Annotated in this window: 18 protein-coding genes and 2 riboswitches; of the genes, 6 read left to right on the forward strand and 12 right to left on the reverse strand. The window is 69.6% G+C overall.

Translation table 11 applies throughout. From position 1 onward, the window contains the following. Positions 1 to 8: 8 nt before the first annotated feature. Entirely contained in the window at positions 9 to 869 is an 861-nt protein-coding gene (locus tag ACZ3HL_RS32775) for a LysR family transcriptional regulator (RefSeq protein ID WP_465535241.1), read from the reverse strand. An 82-nt stretch (positions 870 to 951) separates the two neighbouring features. Here ACZ3HL_RS32775 and ACZ3HL_RS32780 point away from each other — a divergent pair, with 82 nt between their 5' ends. Continuing rightward, positions 952 to 1,845, forward strand: coding sequence for an MBL fold metallo-hydrolase (locus tag ACZ3HL_RS32780; protein ID WP_465535242.1), 894 nt, complete (start codon positions 952 to 954; stop codon positions 1,843 to 1,845). Positions 1,846 to 2,032: 187 nt separating this feature from the next. Here the strand turns inward: ACZ3HL_RS32780 and ACZ3HL_RS32785 are convergent, their stop codons facing one another. Beyond that, positions 2,033 to 2,398: a hypothetical protein gene (locus ACZ3HL_RS32785; protein ID WP_465535243.1), complete on the reverse strand. Its 366-nt coding sequence runs from the start codon at positions 2,396 to 2,398 to the stop codon at positions 2,033 to 2,035. Positions 2,399 to 2,631: 233 nt separating this feature from the next. Between ACZ3HL_RS32785 and ACZ3HL_RS32790 the strand changes: the two genes are divergently transcribed. Further along, positions 2,632 to 4,281, forward strand: coding sequence for a glutamate--tRNA ligase (locus ACZ3HL_RS32790; protein WP_465412905.1), 1,650 nt, complete (start codon positions 2,632 to 2,634; stop codon positions 4,279 to 4,281). Positions 4,282 to 4,942: 661 nt separating this feature from the next. Next, on the forward strand, positions 4,943 to 5,167 hold the full coding sequence (locus ACZ3HL_RS32795) for a hypothetical protein (protein WP_465412904.1): 225 nt from the start codon (positions 4,943 to 4,945) through the stop codon (positions 5,165 to 5,167). Positions 5,168 to 5,171: 4 nt separating this feature from the next. Here ACZ3HL_RS32795 and ACZ3HL_RS32800 read toward each other — a convergent pair whose 3' ends face one another. The 4 genes from ACZ3HL_RS32800 to ACZ3HL_RS32815 all read right to left on the reverse strand — a co-directional run bounded on the left by ACZ3HL_RS32800 (position 5,172) and on the right by ACZ3HL_RS32815 (position 7,252). After that, on the reverse strand, positions 5,172 to 5,405 hold the full coding sequence (locus ACZ3HL_RS32800; protein ID WP_465535244.1) for a hypothetical protein: 234 nt from the start codon (positions 5,403 to 5,405) through the stop codon (positions 5,172 to 5,174). 146 nt (positions 5,406 to 5,551) lie between these two features. Continuing rightward, positions 5,552 to 5,848, reverse strand: coding sequence for a hypothetical protein (locus ACZ3HL_RS32805; RefSeq protein ID WP_192741519.1), 297 nt, complete (start codon positions 5,846 to 5,848; stop codon positions 5,552 to 5,554). A 114-nt stretch (positions 5,849 to 5,962) separates the two neighbouring features. Continuing rightward, entirely contained in the window at positions 5,963 to 6,583 is a 621-nt protein-coding gene (locus tag ACZ3HL_RS32810) for a hypothetical protein (RefSeq protein WP_465535245.1), read from the reverse strand. A gap of 36 nt (positions 6,584 to 6,619) precedes the next feature. Next, positions 6,620 to 7,252 (reverse strand): TetR/AcrR family transcriptional regulator, encoded by a 633-nt coding sequence (locus tag ACZ3HL_RS32815; protein WP_465535246.1) that lies wholly within the window; start codon positions 7,250 to 7,252, stop codon positions 6,620 to 6,622. A gap of 107 nt (positions 7,253 to 7,359) precedes the next feature. On the opposite strand from ACZ3HL_RS32815, the gene ACZ3HL_RS32820 reads away from it, so the two are divergent. Next, complete coding sequence (locus tag ACZ3HL_RS32820; protein ID WP_465535247.1) at positions 7,360 to 7,959, forward strand: SRPBCC family protein; 600 nt, start codon at positions 7,360 to 7,362, stop codon at positions 7,957 to 7,959. Between the two features lie 26 nt (positions 7,960 to 7,985). Next, positions 7,986 to 8,342: a hypothetical protein gene (locus tag ACZ3HL_RS32825; RefSeq protein WP_465535248.1), complete on the forward strand. Its 357-nt coding sequence runs from the start codon at positions 7,986 to 7,988 to the stop codon at positions 8,340 to 8,342. Here ACZ3HL_RS32825 and ACZ3HL_RS32830 read toward each other — a convergent pair. From ACZ3HL_RS32830 to ACZ3HL_RS32855, 6 genes are read right to left on the reverse strand one after another with little or no spacing between them, the layout of a single operon-like run. Then, on the reverse strand, positions 8,275 to 9,153 hold the full coding sequence (locus ACZ3HL_RS32830; protein WP_465413162.1) for an ECF transporter S component: 879 nt from the start codon (positions 9,151 to 9,153) through the stop codon (positions 8,275 to 8,277). The genes ACZ3HL_RS32825 and ACZ3HL_RS32830 overlap by 68 nt on opposite strands. Before the next feature lie 14 nt (positions 9,154 to 9,167). Next, positions 9,168 to 10,763, reverse strand: a complete 1,596-nt coding sequence (locus tag ACZ3HL_RS32835) for an ABC transporter ATP-binding protein (RefSeq protein WP_465412898.1) — start codon at positions 10,761 to 10,763, stop codon at positions 9,168 to 9,170. Beyond that, positions 10,760 to 11,872: an energy-coupling factor transporter transmembrane component T gene (locus ACZ3HL_RS32840; protein WP_465535249.1), complete on the reverse strand. Its 1,113-nt coding sequence runs from the start codon at positions 11,870 to 11,872 to the stop codon at positions 10,760 to 10,762. Before ACZ3HL_RS32840 ends, ACZ3HL_RS32835 begins: the two co-directional genes overlap by 4 nt. Then, on the reverse strand, positions 11,872 to 12,771 hold the full coding sequence (locus tag ACZ3HL_RS32845; protein WP_465535250.1) for an ABC transporter substrate-binding protein: 900 nt from the start codon (positions 12,769 to 12,771) through the stop codon (positions 11,872 to 11,874). Before ACZ3HL_RS32845 ends, ACZ3HL_RS32840 begins: the two co-directional genes overlap by 1 nt. Before the next feature lie 17 nt (positions 12,772 to 12,788). Continuing rightward, on the reverse strand, positions 12,789 to 13,367 hold the full coding sequence (locus ACZ3HL_RS32850; protein WP_465535251.1) for a flagellar hook-length control protein FliK: 579 nt from the start codon (positions 13,365 to 13,367) through the stop codon (positions 12,789 to 12,791). 11 nt (positions 13,368 to 13,378) lie between these two features. Next, the gene (locus ACZ3HL_RS32855; protein WP_465535252.1) at positions 13,379 to 15,808 is read right to left on the reverse strand and encodes a hypothetical protein; all 2,430 of its coding nucleotides are present in this window, start codon (positions 15,806 to 15,808) and stop codon (positions 13,379 to 13,381) included. A 67-nt stretch (positions 15,809 to 15,875) separates the two neighbouring features. Continuing rightward, positions 15,876 to 15,990, reverse strand: a riboswitch (cobalamin riboswitch). A gap of 86 nt (positions 15,991 to 16,076) precedes the next feature. Then, a riboswitch (cobalamin riboswitch) is annotated at positions 16,077 to 16,203 on the forward strand. 32 nt (positions 16,204 to 16,235) lie between these two features. On the opposite strand from ACZ3HL_RS32855, the gene ACZ3HL_RS32860 reads away from it, so the two are divergent. After that, positions 16,236 to 17,240 (forward strand): prenyltransferase/squalene oxidase repeat-containing protein, encoded by a 1,005-nt coding sequence (locus ACZ3HL_RS32860; RefSeq protein WP_465535253.1) that lies wholly within the window; start codon positions 16,236 to 16,238, stop codon positions 17,238 to 17,240. Positions 17,241 to 17,258 lie beyond the last annotated feature (18 nt).

Genomic DNA, 17,258 nt, shown 5'->3' on the forward strand with positions numbered 1-17,258 from the left:
AGTGCGGTCTAGCGGTGGCTTTCGACGGCGATCCGCGCGAACGACCGGATCAGCGGATCCTCCCGCGCGGTCACCCAGGCGACGACCAGCGGACTCGGGGGCATGTCGGCCAGCGGCACCCAGGCGAGCCCGTCGGGCAGCGCGTGCCCGAGCGGCGCGATCCCGGCCGAGCCGTTCCAGAGGACGGCCTGAAGACATTCGCCGACCGTGCGCACCACCGGCCCGGCGGGACGCTCCCCGATGGGCGTGGCCCCGTTCCAGTACTCGCGCCACCGCGGATCCGTGCCCTCCGGCAGCTGGAACCAGGGCCGGTCGGCGACGTCGGCCAGCCGGAGCGACGTACGGCCGGCGAGTGGATCGCCGGTGCGCACCACCAGCCCGACCGGGTCGGAACGCAGGACGCGGACGCTGAGGCCGGTCTCGTCGAACGGCGACCGGGTCAGCGCGACATCGGCCAGCCCGGCACGCAGTCCGGTGGTGGGATCGGTGAAATCCGTCTCGCGGAAGCGGATCGAGACCTCGGGATGCCGTCGCCGGAACGCCGCGGCCAGCCGGGTGCCCGACTCGCCCGCACCGTCGGCCAGGGTGCCGACGGTGAGCGTCGCGGGCCCGGCCGCCTCCAGCACCCGGGCGCGAGCACGTTCTGCCTGGTCCAGCAGGGTGCGGGCTTCGGCGTACAGTGCGGCCCCGGCGGCGGTGGGCTCGACGCCGGCGGCCGATCGGAGCAGCAGCACGACACCCAGGCCGTTCTCCAGCTGCCGGATGGCCCGGCTCAGCGGCGGCTGGGTCATGTGCAGCCGCGCGGCGGCCCGGCCGAAGTGCCGCTCCTCGGCGACGGCCACGAAGTAACGCAGCAGACGAAGCTCCATCACCAGCGATGATACCCATCAGGTATCAGGCGGTGGAGATCGGACTTGGACGGCAACACGGGACCGGTCCGAAGGTGGGGTCATGCCCTTCGAACCTCTCACCCACGAACCCGCCGTCGAGCCCGGCAACGCCCGGGAGATCGCCCGCGACCTCGTGGTGATCCCGGATCCCGGCGTCGACCTCGTCCCCAACATCGGGGTCGTCGGCGGCTCCCACTCGGTGCTCGTCGTCGACACCGGGCTCGGTCCTCGCAACGCCGAGAAGGTGCTCGCCTTCGCGGCCGAGCACGCCCGCGGGCGCAGGCTTTACCTGACCACCACGCATTTCCACCCCGAGCACGCGTTCGGCGCGCAGGTCTTCGCGGACGAGGCGACCTACCTCGTCAACAGCGCGCAGGCGGCGGACCTGGTCCACAAAGGACCGGGCTATCTGGAGATGTTCCGCGGCCTCGGCGCCCCGGTCGCACGGGCGCTGGACGGCGTCACCCTGGCCACCCCCGACGTGGTCTACGACGACACGTACGAACTCGACCTCGGCGGGCGGGTGGTGCGGCTGGAGGCCACCGGGCGTGCCCACAGCAAGGGCGACCAGGTGGTGACCGTGCCCGACGCGGGCGTGCTGTTCACCGGGGATCTGGTCGAGGCGGGCCAGTTCTCGATCTTCCCGTGGTTCCCGCCGCACGACACCGACGTCTCGGGATCGCGCTGGATCGAGGTGCTGCGACGGCTGGCCGCAGCCGGGCCGGACATCGTCGTCCCCGGCCACGGCGCCGTCTCCGGAAGCCGGGTCCTGAGCGAAGTCCGCGAGTACCTCGAACTGCTGCGCGACGAGACCTGGACGCGGCGTGACTCGTCTCTTTCCGAAGAGACCATCGCCGCGGAGGTCGAAGCGCTGATGATCGAACGCCGTCCCGAGTGGGAAGGCCGGGACTGGATCGCGAAGGGCGTCGGCTGTTTCTGCGCCGACGCCGGGTAATGAGGGGTAAGGCAAACGTTTCCGGTGGGGTGGTTCGCTCGTGGCCCCCGTCGGCTTTCGCGACTCGCGTCCACACCGCCCGGGCAGACCGCCGAGGTTGCGAAAGCCACTTTCCCAACCTTCAACGTTGGGAAAGTGGCTTTCGCAACACGCCACTTTCCTTACCTCTCAACGACCCTCTTATCGCTCACGACCTCGGCAGCGCCGGATCCCCTGTGAGGACCGGACCGCTCGAGGCTTCCCGGGCCTGCGACTCTTGCGCGTAACGCCGGTACGTGGCGAGGACGATCGGGCTGGTGAACGGCCGGCGCGCGGATCCCGTCCACTCGTTGGCCCTCGACCGCCGGACGAGACCGGCGGCGGGCTCGCCCGACAGGAACACGAAGTCGTACTGGCTGAGGTCGTGCGTGGCGATGTCCCGCGATCCCGTCCTGGTCACGTGGACCCGGATGTGGTGCCGCATCAGGATTTCCTGGACCTTCGCGTCCTCGAAGAGATCCGATTTCGAGCCCATTTTGCCGCGCAGGACCAGCGTCTGCCGGAACGGCACCACGACGGCGCGGAAAGAACGCCGAGTGAGCTGGGGTTATTCACGAAGCGAGCTATCGGTGGTCACCGATTTCCTCCCCGAATGTCCGGCAAGGCCTATTTACCGGGGTGCACCGACGAAAAAGCACGTCTCGATCCGGCTTCGGGACCACCCTCACCAGGCCGGGAGGCCGGACGGTTAGGCTCTTCGGTGGCGAAAACCGCCATGCACCACGACGCCGGGAGATCTGAACCGCCATGCTGGACCGAGCAGTCATCGACGCCCTCTTCCCCGCCGACCTGCCCGAGCCCGAGCACTGGGAACAGCGGTACCCCGCCCGCGAGCTCCCCGAGGGCGCCCTGGTCACCCGGTTCGGCCCCTCGCCGACCGGGTTCGTCCACATCGGCGGCGTCTACGTCGCCACCATCGACCAGGACGTCGCCCGCCGCAGCGGCGGCCGCTACCTCGTCCGGGTCGAGGACACCGACCGGTCCCGCGAGGTCGAAGGCGCCATCGACCAGTTCGAGCGCGGGTTCGCCTACTTCGATCTCGCCGCCGACGAGGACATCCACCGCGGCGGCGACTACGGCCCGTACCAGCAGTCCGAGCGTGAGCAGATCTACCTGACCTACGTCCGTCACCTGCTTCGCACCGGCCGCGCGTACCTCGACTTCGCCACCAAGGACGAACTGGCGGCGATCACCGCGCGGCAGCAGGCGACGAAGCTGCCGACCGGCTACTACGGCTCGTGGGCCATCTGGCGCGACGCCGACCCCGCCGACGTCCAGGCCAAACTCGACGCCGGAGACCCGTACGTCGTGCGCTTCCGCGCGCCCGACGACACCGGCGCCCGCGCCAGGTTCACCGACGCCATCCGCGGCCCGCTGGAGGCCGAGGCCAACCGCAACGACGTCGTCATCCTCAAGAGCTCCGACCAGAGCCCCCGGCTGCCGACCTACCACTTCGCGCACGCCGTCGACGACCACCTCATGCGCGTCAACCTGGTCATCCGCGGCGACGAGTGGATCTCGTCGGTGCCGGTGCACCAGCAGCTGTTCGACGCGCTCGGCTTCGAGCCGATCACCTACGCGCACATCGCTCCGCTGATGAAGCAGGAGGGCGGCAGCAAGCGCAAGCTGTCGAAGCGCAAGGACCCGGAAGCCAGCGTCGATTTCTACATCGAGTCCGGCTACCCCACCAAGGCCGTCCTCTACTACCTGCGCGGCCTCGCCAACGGCCGTCTCGCCGAGATGCCGCTCGACCAGGCGCTCGCCGAGCCGATCAAGCTCGAGGAATGCGGTGTCGCGGGCCCGCTGGTCGACCTGGTCAAACTCGACGACATCTCGGCCGACCACATCGCCACGCTGACCGGCGCCGAGATCCTCGACGAGGTCCGCGGCTGGGCGGAGCGGTTCGACCCCGAGCTGCGGACCGTCCTCGACGCCGAGCCGGACCTCGCGCTCCGCGCGCTCGCCGTCGAGCGTGACGGCGCCGAGAACCCGCGCAAGGATCTGAAGAAGTGGAGCGAGTTCCGCGCCGTCTACGGCTTCTTCTTCCCGCAGCTGCACGCCGCCGTCGCGAGCGCCGACGACGAGCGGATCGCCGCCCTCGGCGTCGACTCCGAGGTCGTCCGGGCCGTGGCGCGGGACTTCGTCGAGAACTACCAGCAGCTCGACGACGGCCAGGAATGGTTCCAGCAGATCCGCGAGGTCGCGGCGAAGCACGGCTTCGCGAAGAACGCCAAGGAGTTCAAGAAGAACCCCGAAGGCTTCCCGGGTTCTATCCGCGAGGCTTCGCAGATCATCCGGATCGCGATCACGGGCTCGACCCGGAGCCCGGACCTGCACGCGATCACCCAGGCGCTGGGGCGCGAGGAGACGCTGGGCCGGTTCTCGGGCCTCGTGTGACCTGCTGCCCGTGAGGGCCACCGTCGCCCCAGCAACATCACCAGCCCCAGCAGTCCACAGGGTTGGCGCGGGAAGGACCCTTGCCGAAGTACGTGAAGCCGGGCAAGGGTGGTGGCGACGTGGCGTTTCGGGTTCCCACCTGAAACGCCACCACCGCAAAGTCTTACCGCCGCGTGACCGGTCGGACGACACGCGTGATCCGACGGACGACACGCGTGCCTGGATGGACGACACACCCGTCGCCGGGCTCCCGACGCGAGTCGTCCGTCTGGACACGCGTGTCGTCCGTCCAGTCACGCGAAACTGTCCGTCAGCAGGTGCCTGATACACGGTCAGCCCTAACCCGGAACGCCACTCACGACCAGGGCCGAAGGCTCCCTTCGTCCCACCATCGACCCGACCGGGAACACGCCACGTTTGACATTCGGCTCAAGACCTGGACTGCGGCTTGCGTTCCGTGAAGGCCTCCTTCACGAGGCGGGCAGGAACTGGTCGTAGAAAGCCGTCTTGACCGCGACATTTCTTCCGCGGAATTCACCCGAAGAATCGAATCCGGCGAGGTAATCCGCACCGCGAAGGACGCACATCACAAGAGCGGCGTGAAACGCGCGGACACCGACAGACGACTTACCTGGTACGCAAGTACGGAAAGTTGTGGTCGATGAGCCCTGATCGCGTTGTCCAGCTGCGCTGGGAGCCTCGCCTCGTGGCCGAGGGCGGCGGCGCGGCGTTGTCCTACCCCGGAATCTCCGTCGTCCGGACCAAGCAAGGCGAAGTCGTCGACCGCGTTTGGATACCGGTCGGGGAAGAACCCACCTTCGCCGACGACGAGGCCTTGATCGCCGCCCTGCGCGCCGCCTGGTGCTGGACGAGGCCGGCCGCGTGACCTTCTATTCTTCGCCCGCCCGGTATTTGCGCTGGAGCTCCTCGTCCTGCTCACGCGGCGACCTCTCCGTCCAGCGCCCGTGGACGAGGTCGTTCTCCGTGTAGTCGGCACGTCGCGAGGCCCAGCCCGGCAACATGATCTTGCGTGTCCCGCCCCGGCTCCGGTCCCGCAGATCGGTGACGACGGCGACGCCGATCACCAACAGGAGTATTCCGAGGGCTATCCAGATTCCGACCATGGTCCGCTCCCCCGCAGATCAGTCAGTTTCGACCAGAGTAGCGGGGAGCAGCGGCCGGGTGGGCCTTATTTTTGCCGACGGAAAGCACGAACATGACGGTGCCCGGTATCCGCGAGGTTTCGCGGATACCGGGCACCGGGGGCGGTTCAGCCCCGGGCGTTCGGATCGATCACGTCGCCGGCCAGCCCGGTGGCGGCGTCGCCGAGGGCACCGGTGGAGTCGACGACACCCTGACCGGCGGCGGTGGCCGAGTCGACGGCGTCCTGGCCCGCGGTGGTGGCGCTTTCGGCGAGCCCCTGGCCGGTCTCGGCCAGCCCGCCGGCGGACTGGGTGACCTGATCGGCGGCCCCGGAAAGGTCGACGCCGGTCAGTTCGCCGACCTTGTCGCCCGCTCCGCCGAGAAGCTCGGCGGCCTTTTCCTTCAGCGAGTCGAACAGGCTCATCTGGGGTACTCCTCAAATCGGTCGTGCGCAGGCGGCTGAACGTTCACCGTACAGGACAAAACGGGCACGGCGCGCGAACGTCACCGCTCCGGACAGGTGAATACCGAGGAGTACTCAGAGGCAGGGCGGCCGGTAACGATCGATCGAGAGGCCACGGAAATCGAGCCGGTTCGGCGTTTTGCCAACGAAAACCAGGCCTCGCGCCTCGGCCAGCGCCGAAGCGAAGGAGTAGCCGGGCGTCCCCAGCTCGGGCAGTGTCGTCCAGGCCTTTGCCTTGAAGCTGAAGAACTTCTTCACGAGCTTCCCGCCTGTCGACGGCACTTTGGTGAGCCACTTGTCGCCGCCGCTCCAGTGCGAGGCGGGACGCAGCTGGACGTAGAGGTCGTCGGTAGCGCTGTAGGTCATCCAGAAACCGGCGGATTTCGAAAGATCGGCCTGCGCCTCGAACCGATTCCCCAGCCAGACGACGACCACGTGCCATTCGGCGCCGAGGAAGGCCACCTTGGCCGCATAACCGCCGCGTTCACGGACGAGCAGGCTGCCGGTCGGCGGCACCGTGGTGCCCTCTCCGGAGGCGAGCCAATGCTGCAACCGGTCGATCGACGGGGTGGCGCATTCGCAGCCGTGCCCAGCGGACGCGTTCGCGACGGCGCCGGGGCCGATCAGCGAAGTCAGGAGCACCATCGCGATCACCGCGAGCGTACGACCGAAAGGAACCCTGGATCCTTTGCGCATCCCCAAAAGTTAGCACAGCGAGCACCTATGCCCCGCTCACCGGGAATCGTCCTTTATGGACAAACAGTCGAGCTCGGCGGCGAACAGCACGGCGGGATCGAACCCCATACCCGCGAAATGCCCGGCCAGCTCCAGAGAAAGGACTCCGTGAATCCGGGTCCAGAACGTCACGGCACGGCGGAGGACCGCCGAGGAAACCGGCAGTCCGCCCGCCCACTCGCGATGCTCGTCGAGATGGCCGTCGAACGCCGTCACCCGCCCGTGGTCCGGCGCGTCCGCGTGCACCCTCAGCAGTACGGCCATGATCTCGTTCGAGATCTCCGTGGTGTCACCGGGCGCGCGATATCCGGGGATCGGCGTCCCGTAGACGAACAGGTATCGCTGCGGATCCGCCAGCGCCCATTCCCTGATCGCGTAGGCGACTTCGGTCACGCCAGCCGCCCCGTGGACGGCGTCGGCGAGACTTCGGTAGGCGTCGCGGACGAGGTCCGTGATCAGGTCGTCGCGACTGGGGAAATACCGGTACAGCGCGGGGCCGCTCATGCCGACGTGTCTGGCGATCGCATTGAGGGACAACGCGGAGACTCCCGTCGTGCCCAGCTGCTCCCACGCGTACCGCTTGATCTCGGCGCACACCTGGGCCCGGTACCGCTCACGCGAGGCCTTCACGGCAACTCCCTTCAGTTTAGTTAGAAGCTATCACTTTCCCTATTGACACTCACTCCGGTGGAGTTATAGCTTCTAACTATCGCTACTGCAGCTAACAAGGAGTTCGCATGACCCTCCGCCGCACCGCCGCACTCGCGCTTCCCCTGGCGTTCGGCCTGCTGGGCGGCGCTGTGACGCCCGCACAGGCCGCCACGACCGCCCCGCTTTCGTGCCAGGGCAAGACCATCGACACGAAGGCCCCGACCCACTACCGGACCGAGACCCTGATCAACGCTCCCCTGAGCAAGATCTGGCGGCTTCAGACCGACGTCGACCGCTGGCCTGCCTGGCAGGAGCCTGTGCTGAGCAACGAACGCCTCGATTGGGGGCCGCTCCGCAAGAATTCGCGGTTCCGCTGGACCACACCGGCGCCGCCGACCGCCACGACACCCGCCACCACGCTGTCGATCACCTCGACCGTCCACCAGATCCAGCGCGGCAAATGCCTCCGCTGGAGCGGGCCCGCGGTCGGCGAGGGCCTCACCATCGACAACGGCGTCCACGTCTGGACCTTCACCGAGGTCAAGGGTGGCGTGCTCGTCCGTACCGAGGAGAACTGGGCAGGCGGCCAGGTGGAGGCCGACGTACCCACCGCGACCAAATTCCTCGGCTGGGGCCTCGAAGCCTGGCTGAAGGATCTCAAGACCACCGCCGAATCCCACTGCTGACGACATTCCGAACCCCGGAGGAACCGATGTCCACCCAGACGCTCGACCGCGAAACCACCGTCCGCCGCTTCCCGCGTTCCGTCATCGTCTCGGCCTGGGCGGTGCCGGTCATGATCATCGGCCAGTTCGCGATGCTCGCCGTCGTCCCGGTCGCGCTGGTCCTGATCGGCACCCTGCGCGACGCCCGGCTCAAGACGCTCCGCTGGGGCGCGATGGCGCTCACGGCCGTCTACGCAACACCCTTGGCGCTGTGGGCCATCGGCCCAGAACGCGCACAGAGCCTCTCCAAGGACATGCACCCCGTCTTCGCCGCGATCATCGTGGCCGTGGGAGTGGCGTTCGCCGTCGCGTACCACGTCCTGCGCCGGAAGCAGGCTCACTGAACGAAGGAAGCACTCCGAAGGAAGCCTTCCGCGAAGCCCGGCGCAACGTCGCGAGCACGGCGGGCCCCAGCACCAGGATCGCCACCGCGTTCGTGATCGCGCGGCCCGTGTCCCAGCCCGCCGTCGAGGTCAGCAGGGTGAACACGGCGAACCGGTGCAGGTTCTCCAGCAGCGGGGCGCCGGGCACGTAGGAGATGTGCCCGTCGTGGTACGGCACCTCGGCGTCGGTGATGAACGGCCAGAACCACAGGTTCATCAGGAAGCCGAAGACGTACGCGACGAGGATCCCGTATCCCACCAGCATCGCGATCTCGGCTTTGCCGGTGACGCGGCGCGGCAGCAGTCCCGCGCCCATCCCGATCCACGCCGAGCACATCATCTGGAACGGCAGCCACGGCCCCACCCCGGCGGTCAGCAGCGCCGAAGCGAACATCGACGTGCAGCCCAGCACGAAACCGAAGCCGGGACCGAGCACCCGCCCGGCCAGCACCAGCAGGAAGAACACGGTCTCGATACCCGCGGTCCCCGCGCCGAGTGGCCGCAGGGCGGCGTTCACCGCGGACAGCACGCCGAGCATCGCGAGGGCCTTGGAATCCATGCCCCCCTCGGACATTTCGGCCAGCACGATGACGATCAGGATCGGCAGGATCCCGATGAACACGAACGGCGCGTCCGAGCCGTGCTGCATCGACTGCGGCTCGACCCGGACCAGGAGCGGCCAGACGAACATCATCAGTCCCGCGAGCGACGCGAGGCCGAGCACGGTCGCCGAGCGCGGGCCGAGCCGGACCGCCGGGGCCATCGGTGTCATCGGGGCTGCCGCGGTCACGGGACCTCCTGCGGAAGCGCCGATCGGACCTCTTCGACCGTGAGCCAAGGCTCGCCGAGGATTTTCGCGATCTGCGTGGCGAACGCCGGGGAACCGCCGAGCACCTCGCCGGTCGGACCGTCCGAGACGACCTCGCCTTCCGCCATCACGATCACCCGGTGCGCGATCGTCGCGACGAACTCGACGTCGTGGGTGGCCACGACGATCGCCTTGCCCTCGGCCGTCAGCGAAGCGATCATCCGCGCCAGCGCCGCCTTCGCGGTGTAGTCGAGGCCGCGAGTCGGTTCGTCCAGCAGCATGATCCGCGGGGCGGCCGACAACTGCACGGCGAGCACCAGCGCGAGCCGCTGGCCCTCGGACAGGTCACGCGGATGCGACGCGGGGTCGATGTCCGGAGCGAGCCTGTCGAGCAGGCCCCGGCAATGCCCCGGCTCCGCACCCGATTCCGCGTCCGCGGCTTCGCATTCGGCGGCGACCGTCTGGAGGTACAGCAGGTCGCTCGCGGTCTGCGGCACCATGCCGACGAGTGCCCGGGCCGCGGCGCTGCTCAGCGTCTTCGGGTCCTTGCCTTCGACGGTGACCTTGCCGCCCTGCCGGGGCCCGGAGCCCTGCACCGCCCACAGCAGCGAAGACTTCCCGGAGCCGTTGCGCCCCATCATCGCGAGCACCTCGCCGGCGCGCAGGGACAGATCGACCTCCCGCACGGCGACCTTCGGCCCGTACCGCACGACCACCCCGGACGCGGAAAGCAGCTCTTCGCCGACGGTGGTGCTTCGCGCGGCGGGCGTCCCGAGGGTCAGCGACGAAGCGCGCCGCCGGGCGTCACGCACCGACATCGGCAGCGGATCCCAGCCCGCCAACCGTCCCAAGTGGACGATCGGTGGCGCGATCGGCATGTCCTTCAACACTTCCGGCGGCGTTCCGTCGATCACTCCCCCGCTGCCGGGGACGTGGATCATCCGGTCCGCGAAGGGGATCACGCGTTCCATGCGGTGCTCGGCCATCAGCACCGTCGTGCCGAGATCCTCCACCAGCCTGGCCAGTGTCGCGAGCACCTCCTCGGCCGCGGTCGGATCCAGGGCCGACGTCGGTTCGTCCAGCACCAGCACCTTGGGGTGCGTGGTCAGCACCGAACCGATGGCCACCCGCTGCTGCTGCCCGCCGGACAGCGTCCGCAGCGCGCGCCTGCGCAGTTCGGCGATGCCGAGGAGGTCGAGGGTCTCCTCCACCCGGCGGCGCATCACCTGCGGGCTCAGGCCGAGCTGCTCCATGCCGTACGCGAGCTCGTCCTCGACCGTGTCGGTGACGAAGCCCGCGAGCGGGTCCTGCCCGACGACGCCGACCAGATGGGCGAACTCGCGCGGCGGCCGGGACCGCGTCGTCACACCGTCGACGGACACCGTGCCCTCGAGGTGGCCACCGGTGAAATGCGGGACGAGACCGTTGATCGTGCCGAGCAGCGTCGACTTGCCCGCACCCGTCCGGCCCGCGAACAGCACGAGTTCGCCTTCACCGATGGACAGCGTGACGTCGGACAGCACCGGTTCGGCGCGGCCGTGGTAGGTGAAGGAGACGTGGTCGAGTTCGATCATGTGCGGGCTTCTTCTTCTAGTGCGGCGTAAGGAGGTTCGGGGGCCGGAGTCAGGAACGAGGGCAGCACGCCGATCAGCACCCCGAGCAACGGCACCCACGACAACGACGGCCAGGACAGGTCGATCAGGGACGGGTTCATGTTCATCGGGTCCACGCTGGAGGTCACGAACAGGGTCACCGCGACCCCGATCCCGCTGACGGCGACGACGATTTCGGGCAGATGCCAGCGATCTGGCCGGTACCGCGTGCGCCGGACCCGCTTACCCGCCGACCAGAAGCCGACCAGGCCGACCACGACTCCCGCCGAAAGCACCGGCGCGGCGAGGTATCGGGGCGTCGAACCGTCCAAAGTGGCGTAAACGCCGACGCAGACACCGAGCAGGCCGGCGATCATCAGCGTTCCCGTGATCAGCCTGGTCCGCGCCCCGGCCGGTCCCGCCCGGCCGTAGCCACGCGAGTCCATCGACGCGGCCAGCTGCAACGACCGCGAAAGCGCGTCCTCCAGTACCGGGATGAGGACGGTGTGCAGGGTCTTCATCTTCTTCTTGCCCGGACCGCCGCGCAGTTTGCGGGCCCGCCGGACCCGCAGCACGCTTTCGGCCAGCTGCGGGAACACCGACAGCGCGACGATCACCGCCGTGCCCACCTCGTACAACGCCGGTGGCATCGCCTTGAGCAGCCGTTTCGGGTTCGCGAGCGCGTTGGCCGCGCCGAGGCAGATCACCATCGCCGCCAGCCGCATCCCGTCGTAGAGCCCGCCAAGCAACGATTCCGCGGACACGTCGCCGAAGAGCCGGATACCCGCCGCCCACTCCGGCAGCGGGATCTCGGGCAGCCGCAGGATGACTGTCGATCCCTCGGCGCCGCCGAACACGACGCGGAAGAACACGCGGATCGCGACGATGAACGCGCCGAGGTACAGGTAGAGCCGGAACGCCAGCGCCCACGGCGCCTCGCCGCGCCGGGCCACGACGACGTACCCCGCGACCGCCACGATGGTCAGCAGCAGCCACGGGTTCGTCGTGCGGGTCGCGGCGACGGCGAGACCCAGCGCCCACACCCACCACGCGGCCGGATGCAGGTCGCGCGGCAGGAAGTAGGACGTCATCAGACTCCTTGTGCGCGTTTGCGTCTGCGTGCCATCAGGAATCCAGCCAGGCACAACGCCAGTACCGCGGCACCCGCCGCCCAGGGTGCCCAGTCGCTGGCCCCGGACTCGCGTTCCATCGCCGCGTTGACGTCCCCGGCGTTCTCACCGCCGGTGAACGCGACGTTCAAGGACGGGTCCGGTGCCGTCGGCCGGGCAGACGCGCTCGGACGCGGTTTGGGCGGCGGCAGCGCGCCGGTACCCGGACCCGCGGCGGGGGCTTCCCCGGCACTCGGTTCGCCACCAGCCGTTTGCTGCGGACCGTTCCCCGGCTGCGGTCGCTGTTGCCGCTCGCCGGGATCGCCGGTGGCCGGCTTGGCCTCTTCGCGCTGCACGCAAGGCCGGCTCTCGGTGCCGGGCCGCACGGCGGAGACCCGCGGGACGGGGTTGCTCTTGGCGGTGGCGTTCAAGGAGAACGACCAGCCCTCGAATCCACCGGGGGTGAAATCGCGGTTCTTGAGCCCCCACTGGCTGTAGTCCCACGCGCAGTTGTTCGAGGCGTGCCAGTAGGACCAATAGGCCTGCGCGGGAGGCGTGTCGACACACGTCTCCGCGTACTCCCCGCGGCCGCTGACCGGGATGTTCTCGGCCGCGGACGGGCGGTTCTCGATCCGGCAGACGAACGACTCGCCCCAGCGCTGCACCCCGGCGATCTGGAAACCGGCGCCCTTGAGCGCGTCCAGCCCGGTGCCGCGCGTGGCCTGGGGATTGCAGCGGACGATGGCCGTGCCGCCGAGTTGCTGGAAGTCCACCACCACGGTGACCCCGGTGTCGTCCTTGCAGAACCCGGGATACCCCTTGCCCTGGTCGACGGCCTGCGCGGACGGTGCCGTGGCGGCGATCAGGAAGACCGCCGCCACCAAGGGAAGGACCCTCCTCACGGGATGGCCGGGTTCCTCGGCGTGACACCGGGCGGCGGGTTGGTCGTCGCCGACTTGTTCAGTGAGAACGACCAGCCCTCGAAGCCGCCGGGTGTCACGGTGCGGTTGAGGGCGCCCGTAGTGCTGTAGGTCCAGGTCGTGCCGGAGCCGTCGGCGTGCCAGTAACCCCAGTACGCGCCGGGGGAAGGCGTGGTGACGCACGCTTCCTTGTAGTTCGGGTTGGACGACAGCGGGATGGTCTCCGTCGCGGCCGGGCGGCCTTCCAGGCGGCAGACGAAAGCGAGGCCCCAGCGGGCGGTGCCGGCGACCGCGATCCCCGCGTCCTGCAACGCCTTGATGCCCGTACGGGTGGTGCCCGGTGCGGCGTTGGGCGAGCAGCGGGTGATCGTCGGCGCCGCGGTCCCGCCGTTACCGTCCAGCTCCTGGAAGTCGACCTCGACGGTGACGCCGGTGAGCGCGTCGGGCCCGGTGCAGATCCCGTTGTAACCCTTGGTGGTGTCGACCGCGTTCGCGGGTGCGGCGGAAAGCCCGATCAGTCCGATGAGGACGGACGTGACGGCGAGCAGTCTCTTCATGGTGTTGCCCCCTATTTCTTGATGAAACGGCGTAGGACGAAAACCAGGGCGATCGTGGTGAGCAGCAGCAGGACGGCCAGCCCCGCGAGCCCCCAGATGAGCCACGACGGTGGCGAACTGGACTGCTCCGCGGCCAGCACCTGGTTGCCGGACGGAGTCGCCTCGGACAACGGGAGCCGGATCGCGGGCGAGAGCGGCGAATCGGCCGCGGTCAGCCAAGAGCGGCCCGCGACTCCTTGCGCGGCGGCCAGACTGGTCGGGAAATCGCTCTCCCCGGCGGATCCCTTGGCCAAACCACCGTCGGCCTGGACCAGCTTGCCCAGTGACCGCGCCGTTCCGCTCGCGTCGAGGCCGGCGGCCTGCCGCGCGGCCGCGACGGCGGCGCTCAGCGCGACGTCCGGCTCTCCGCCCTCGCCGGTGACGATGCCCTCGCCGGTCGGCCGGACGCCGAGCGCGCCCGCCGCGGCGACGAACGCCGACATCCGCCGCTCGGTCCAGCCGTCGGGGCGCCTGGACGGGGGCGCGGCGTCGGTATGCGGACGGGCGGCCAGCGCGGTGACCGCGGCAGCGGTCGCGGCGAGGTCGCCGGAGCCGCATTCCACGGTGTCGAGGTGCTTCGGGAACGTTCCATCGGCGCACTGGCGGGATAGCAGCAGTTCGATCGCGGGACCGGGATCGGCCACGGTGGCGAGCACCGCCCAAGCGTGCCGCTCCACGGTCTCGTCGGCGTCGGCGAACGATCCGGTGTCGGTGAACTTGCCGTCGGTATCACGCAGCTTCACCAGATCGGCGCGCAATTGCCCGGCGGTATCAGACTTCGCGAACTCGGCGACGAGCACGAGTTTCGCGAGCGGCCCGGCGTACGACGCCTCACCCTGTTCATAGGGCGCGCCGTGGGCGTAGGCCTGGACGGCTTCCGGCTTCAGCAGGAACTGTGACGCGCGGGCGACCGCGTCCGGCTGCTGGTCCAGCGCTCGCAGGGCCAGCACCAGGTCGGCGGTGGCGTCGTAGTCGACGTAGGTCTTGCCGTCCTCGGTCACCTCGACGTGGTCGCCGCCGGCGAGCCGGTTCGCCAGGTAGGCGGCGAGGCGGGCGGCCGGTGTCGCCGTGTCCGGGGTGGCGATCGCCGTCCCAGCCCTCACCTGGACACCGGCGGGCGTGCCCGCCTTCCTGGGTTTGGGCGGCGGTGTCACCGAGGTCGTGATGGTGGTCGTCGTGGGAGCCGGTGCGCCGCTGGTCGGCGGCGGACTGTCACCCTTCGCGAGCGCGTAGAAGCCGACCTGCGCCAACCCGAGCGAAGCCTGGGCACCCGCGCGGATCCAGGTGTCGAGCCCACTGATCCCCGAGGTGCGCGCGGCCTCGTAGGCGGCGGGATTGTAGGCGATCGCGCCGAGCTCACCCGCGAGCTTGGTACCGGCGTCGGCGGCGGCGTTCGCCTGCGCGGATTTGAGGTACCGCACGCCCTTGTCCACCGCCGCGTCCGCGCCGCCGGCGTCGGCGAGTGCCTGGACGATCAGGCCGGTGCTGTTGGTGTTCGGCGCTTCGGTGCTGACGCCACCACCCCAGCCGCCACCGGCGCTCTGGTTCGCCTTGAGCCACGAGACGGTCTTGGCGATCGGGGCGTCGAGTCCGGTCGCGCCCGCCTTCCTTGCGGCCAGCAGCGCCGAGAGCCCGAGACCGGTGGCGTCGCCGTCCGACGGCGACAGGTCGAGCGGTTTCCCCTCGTCGCAGGTCGAGATCTTGCGGCCGTCCGGCGTGACGTGGTCACCGGTCTCGTTCGTCGGGATGTAGTTGAAGACGAGGCGGAAGTAGCCATCGGAACATTGCTGGGCCAGCAACCTGTCGATGGCGATCCGGTCGTTCTCGCCCGCCGCGGCGAGCCCGATGACGCCGAGCGCCTGGCCGAACAGGTTCGCGTCGTTGTTCACCGGGCCGGTGATCTCCGGATCTTTGGTGTAGTCGCTGATCCTGCCCTTGTCGGGGCCCTTGCGCACGATCGCGGCGTGGGTCTCGGCGATCAGGTCGTATCCGTCGACGTTTCGCGGGTCCCGGCCGGAGACCTGGGTGGCGACCAGCATCTTGGCCAGCGAACCGCCGACGACGACCTTGTCGAATCCAGGTGCGGGAACAAGCTTTTCCCAGGTGAAGTAGTCGCTCGCGTGGCCTTCGTCGTCGAGGAACTTCATGATCGGCTCGGCCTTGGCGCCGTCGCCCGACGCGTACAGAGCGAAGAGCACGTCGAGCATCAGGCCGTGGTCGGGCAGTTCGCCGCCGAAGGGGTTCTCGATCGTGCCGTCCGGCTTCAGCTTCGTCGCGAGCCAACGGGAATTCGCCTGCGCGGCACCGGGGTCGTTCGCGGCGGTGGCCGTTCCGGTGAGCAGCGCGGCGACCACGCCGACACTGACGGCGAACGCCGTCGCGGCCAGATACCCGCGGCGCATGACTCCTCCTTGCGGCGTGACGGAGGACGGCGCGGGACGCCGCGGTCACCCCTGTTTATCGCGACAGTGGTTCGTTCATCCGCCCGTTCGGTATCCCGGCTCGCCCTGGTGAAGGGCCTACGGTTGCGCGACAGCGCCGGATTTCGACCGGCTTCCCCGTCACGGGCGGCGGTGTTCTGTTGTCGAGCCAGCCGAGGTTAACACCCGATCACCTCCGGCAGGCACCGCTGACCAGGTCGGTCACCAGGATCACACCGGCCTTTGCGCTCGGCGGTAGTCTTCGGTTCGTCCGATTCAGCGCGGTCGTGGGGGAAGTCCGGTGAGAGTCCGGCGCTGTCCCGCAACGGTGTGCCCTCCAGGCGAGCCCGGTCACCCACGTCGCGCGGTGTCACCGACTCCTGTCGTGGAAGTGCGGGAAAGGGTTCTCATGAGACGTTTGGTTTTCGCTGTCGCCATGCTGTGCGGCATCGGATTGGTCGCCGCTCCGGCGGCGGCCGCGGCCACCCACAACAAGGCGGACGCGGCCGCGGGCTGGCTCGCGAGGCAGCTGACCGACGGGGAGAGGTTCGAGGCCGACTTCGGCGGCCAGAAGTTCCCCGACCAGGGTTTGACGATCGACGCGATCTTCGCGTTCGCCGCGGCCGGGGTGTCGGACGCGAACGCGGGCAAGGCGATCGCGTGGCTGGCGAAACCGGAGATCACCACGGGTTACGTCGGCGGTGGCACGGAGGCGTACGCGGGCGCGCACGCCAAGCTGCTCCTCGCCGCGCAGATCCGCGGCAAGGACCCGGCGTCGTTCGGCGGCGTCGACCTGAAGGCGGGGCTGCTCTCGCTGCTCACGCCGTCCGGCCGGTTCTCCGACCGGTCCGAATACGGCGACTACTCCAACGCCCTCTCGCAGTCGCTCGCCCTGCTGGCGCTGGACCGCATCGGCGACGTGCCGGCGCAGGCCGTGGCGTTCCTCGCGGGCAGCCAGTGCCCCGACGGCGGTTTCCCGCAGAACTTCGGCGAAGCGACGTGCACGAGCGACGTCGACGCGACCGCGACGGTCGTCCAGGCCCTGCGCGCCACCGGTGACGCGGTGAACGCCGCCGAGGGCACCTCCTGGCTGGTCACCAAGCAGCACCCGAACGGCGGCTTCGGTTTCGGCACCAACGCGCCGAACGCCAACAGCACCGGCCTCGCCGCTCAGGCGCTGGCCGGGCATCGCCCCGCCGCAGCCGTCAAGGCGCGGGGATTCCTGCGGTCGCTGCAGACCGGCTGCGCCGGCGCCGAGCCGGACCGCGGCGCGATCGCCTACGACGCCACCGGCCCGAACCCGTCGACCGCCCCGCGCGCGACCGCGCAGGCGATCCTCGGGCTGGCCAGGGTTCCGTTGAGCGACCTGCACGGCGGCGGACGTCCGCAGGCCCCGGTCCTGGCCTGCGCGTGACGAGACCTCGTGAGTGGT

Source organism: Amycolatopsis sp. NPDC000009 (assembly GCF_055563465.1).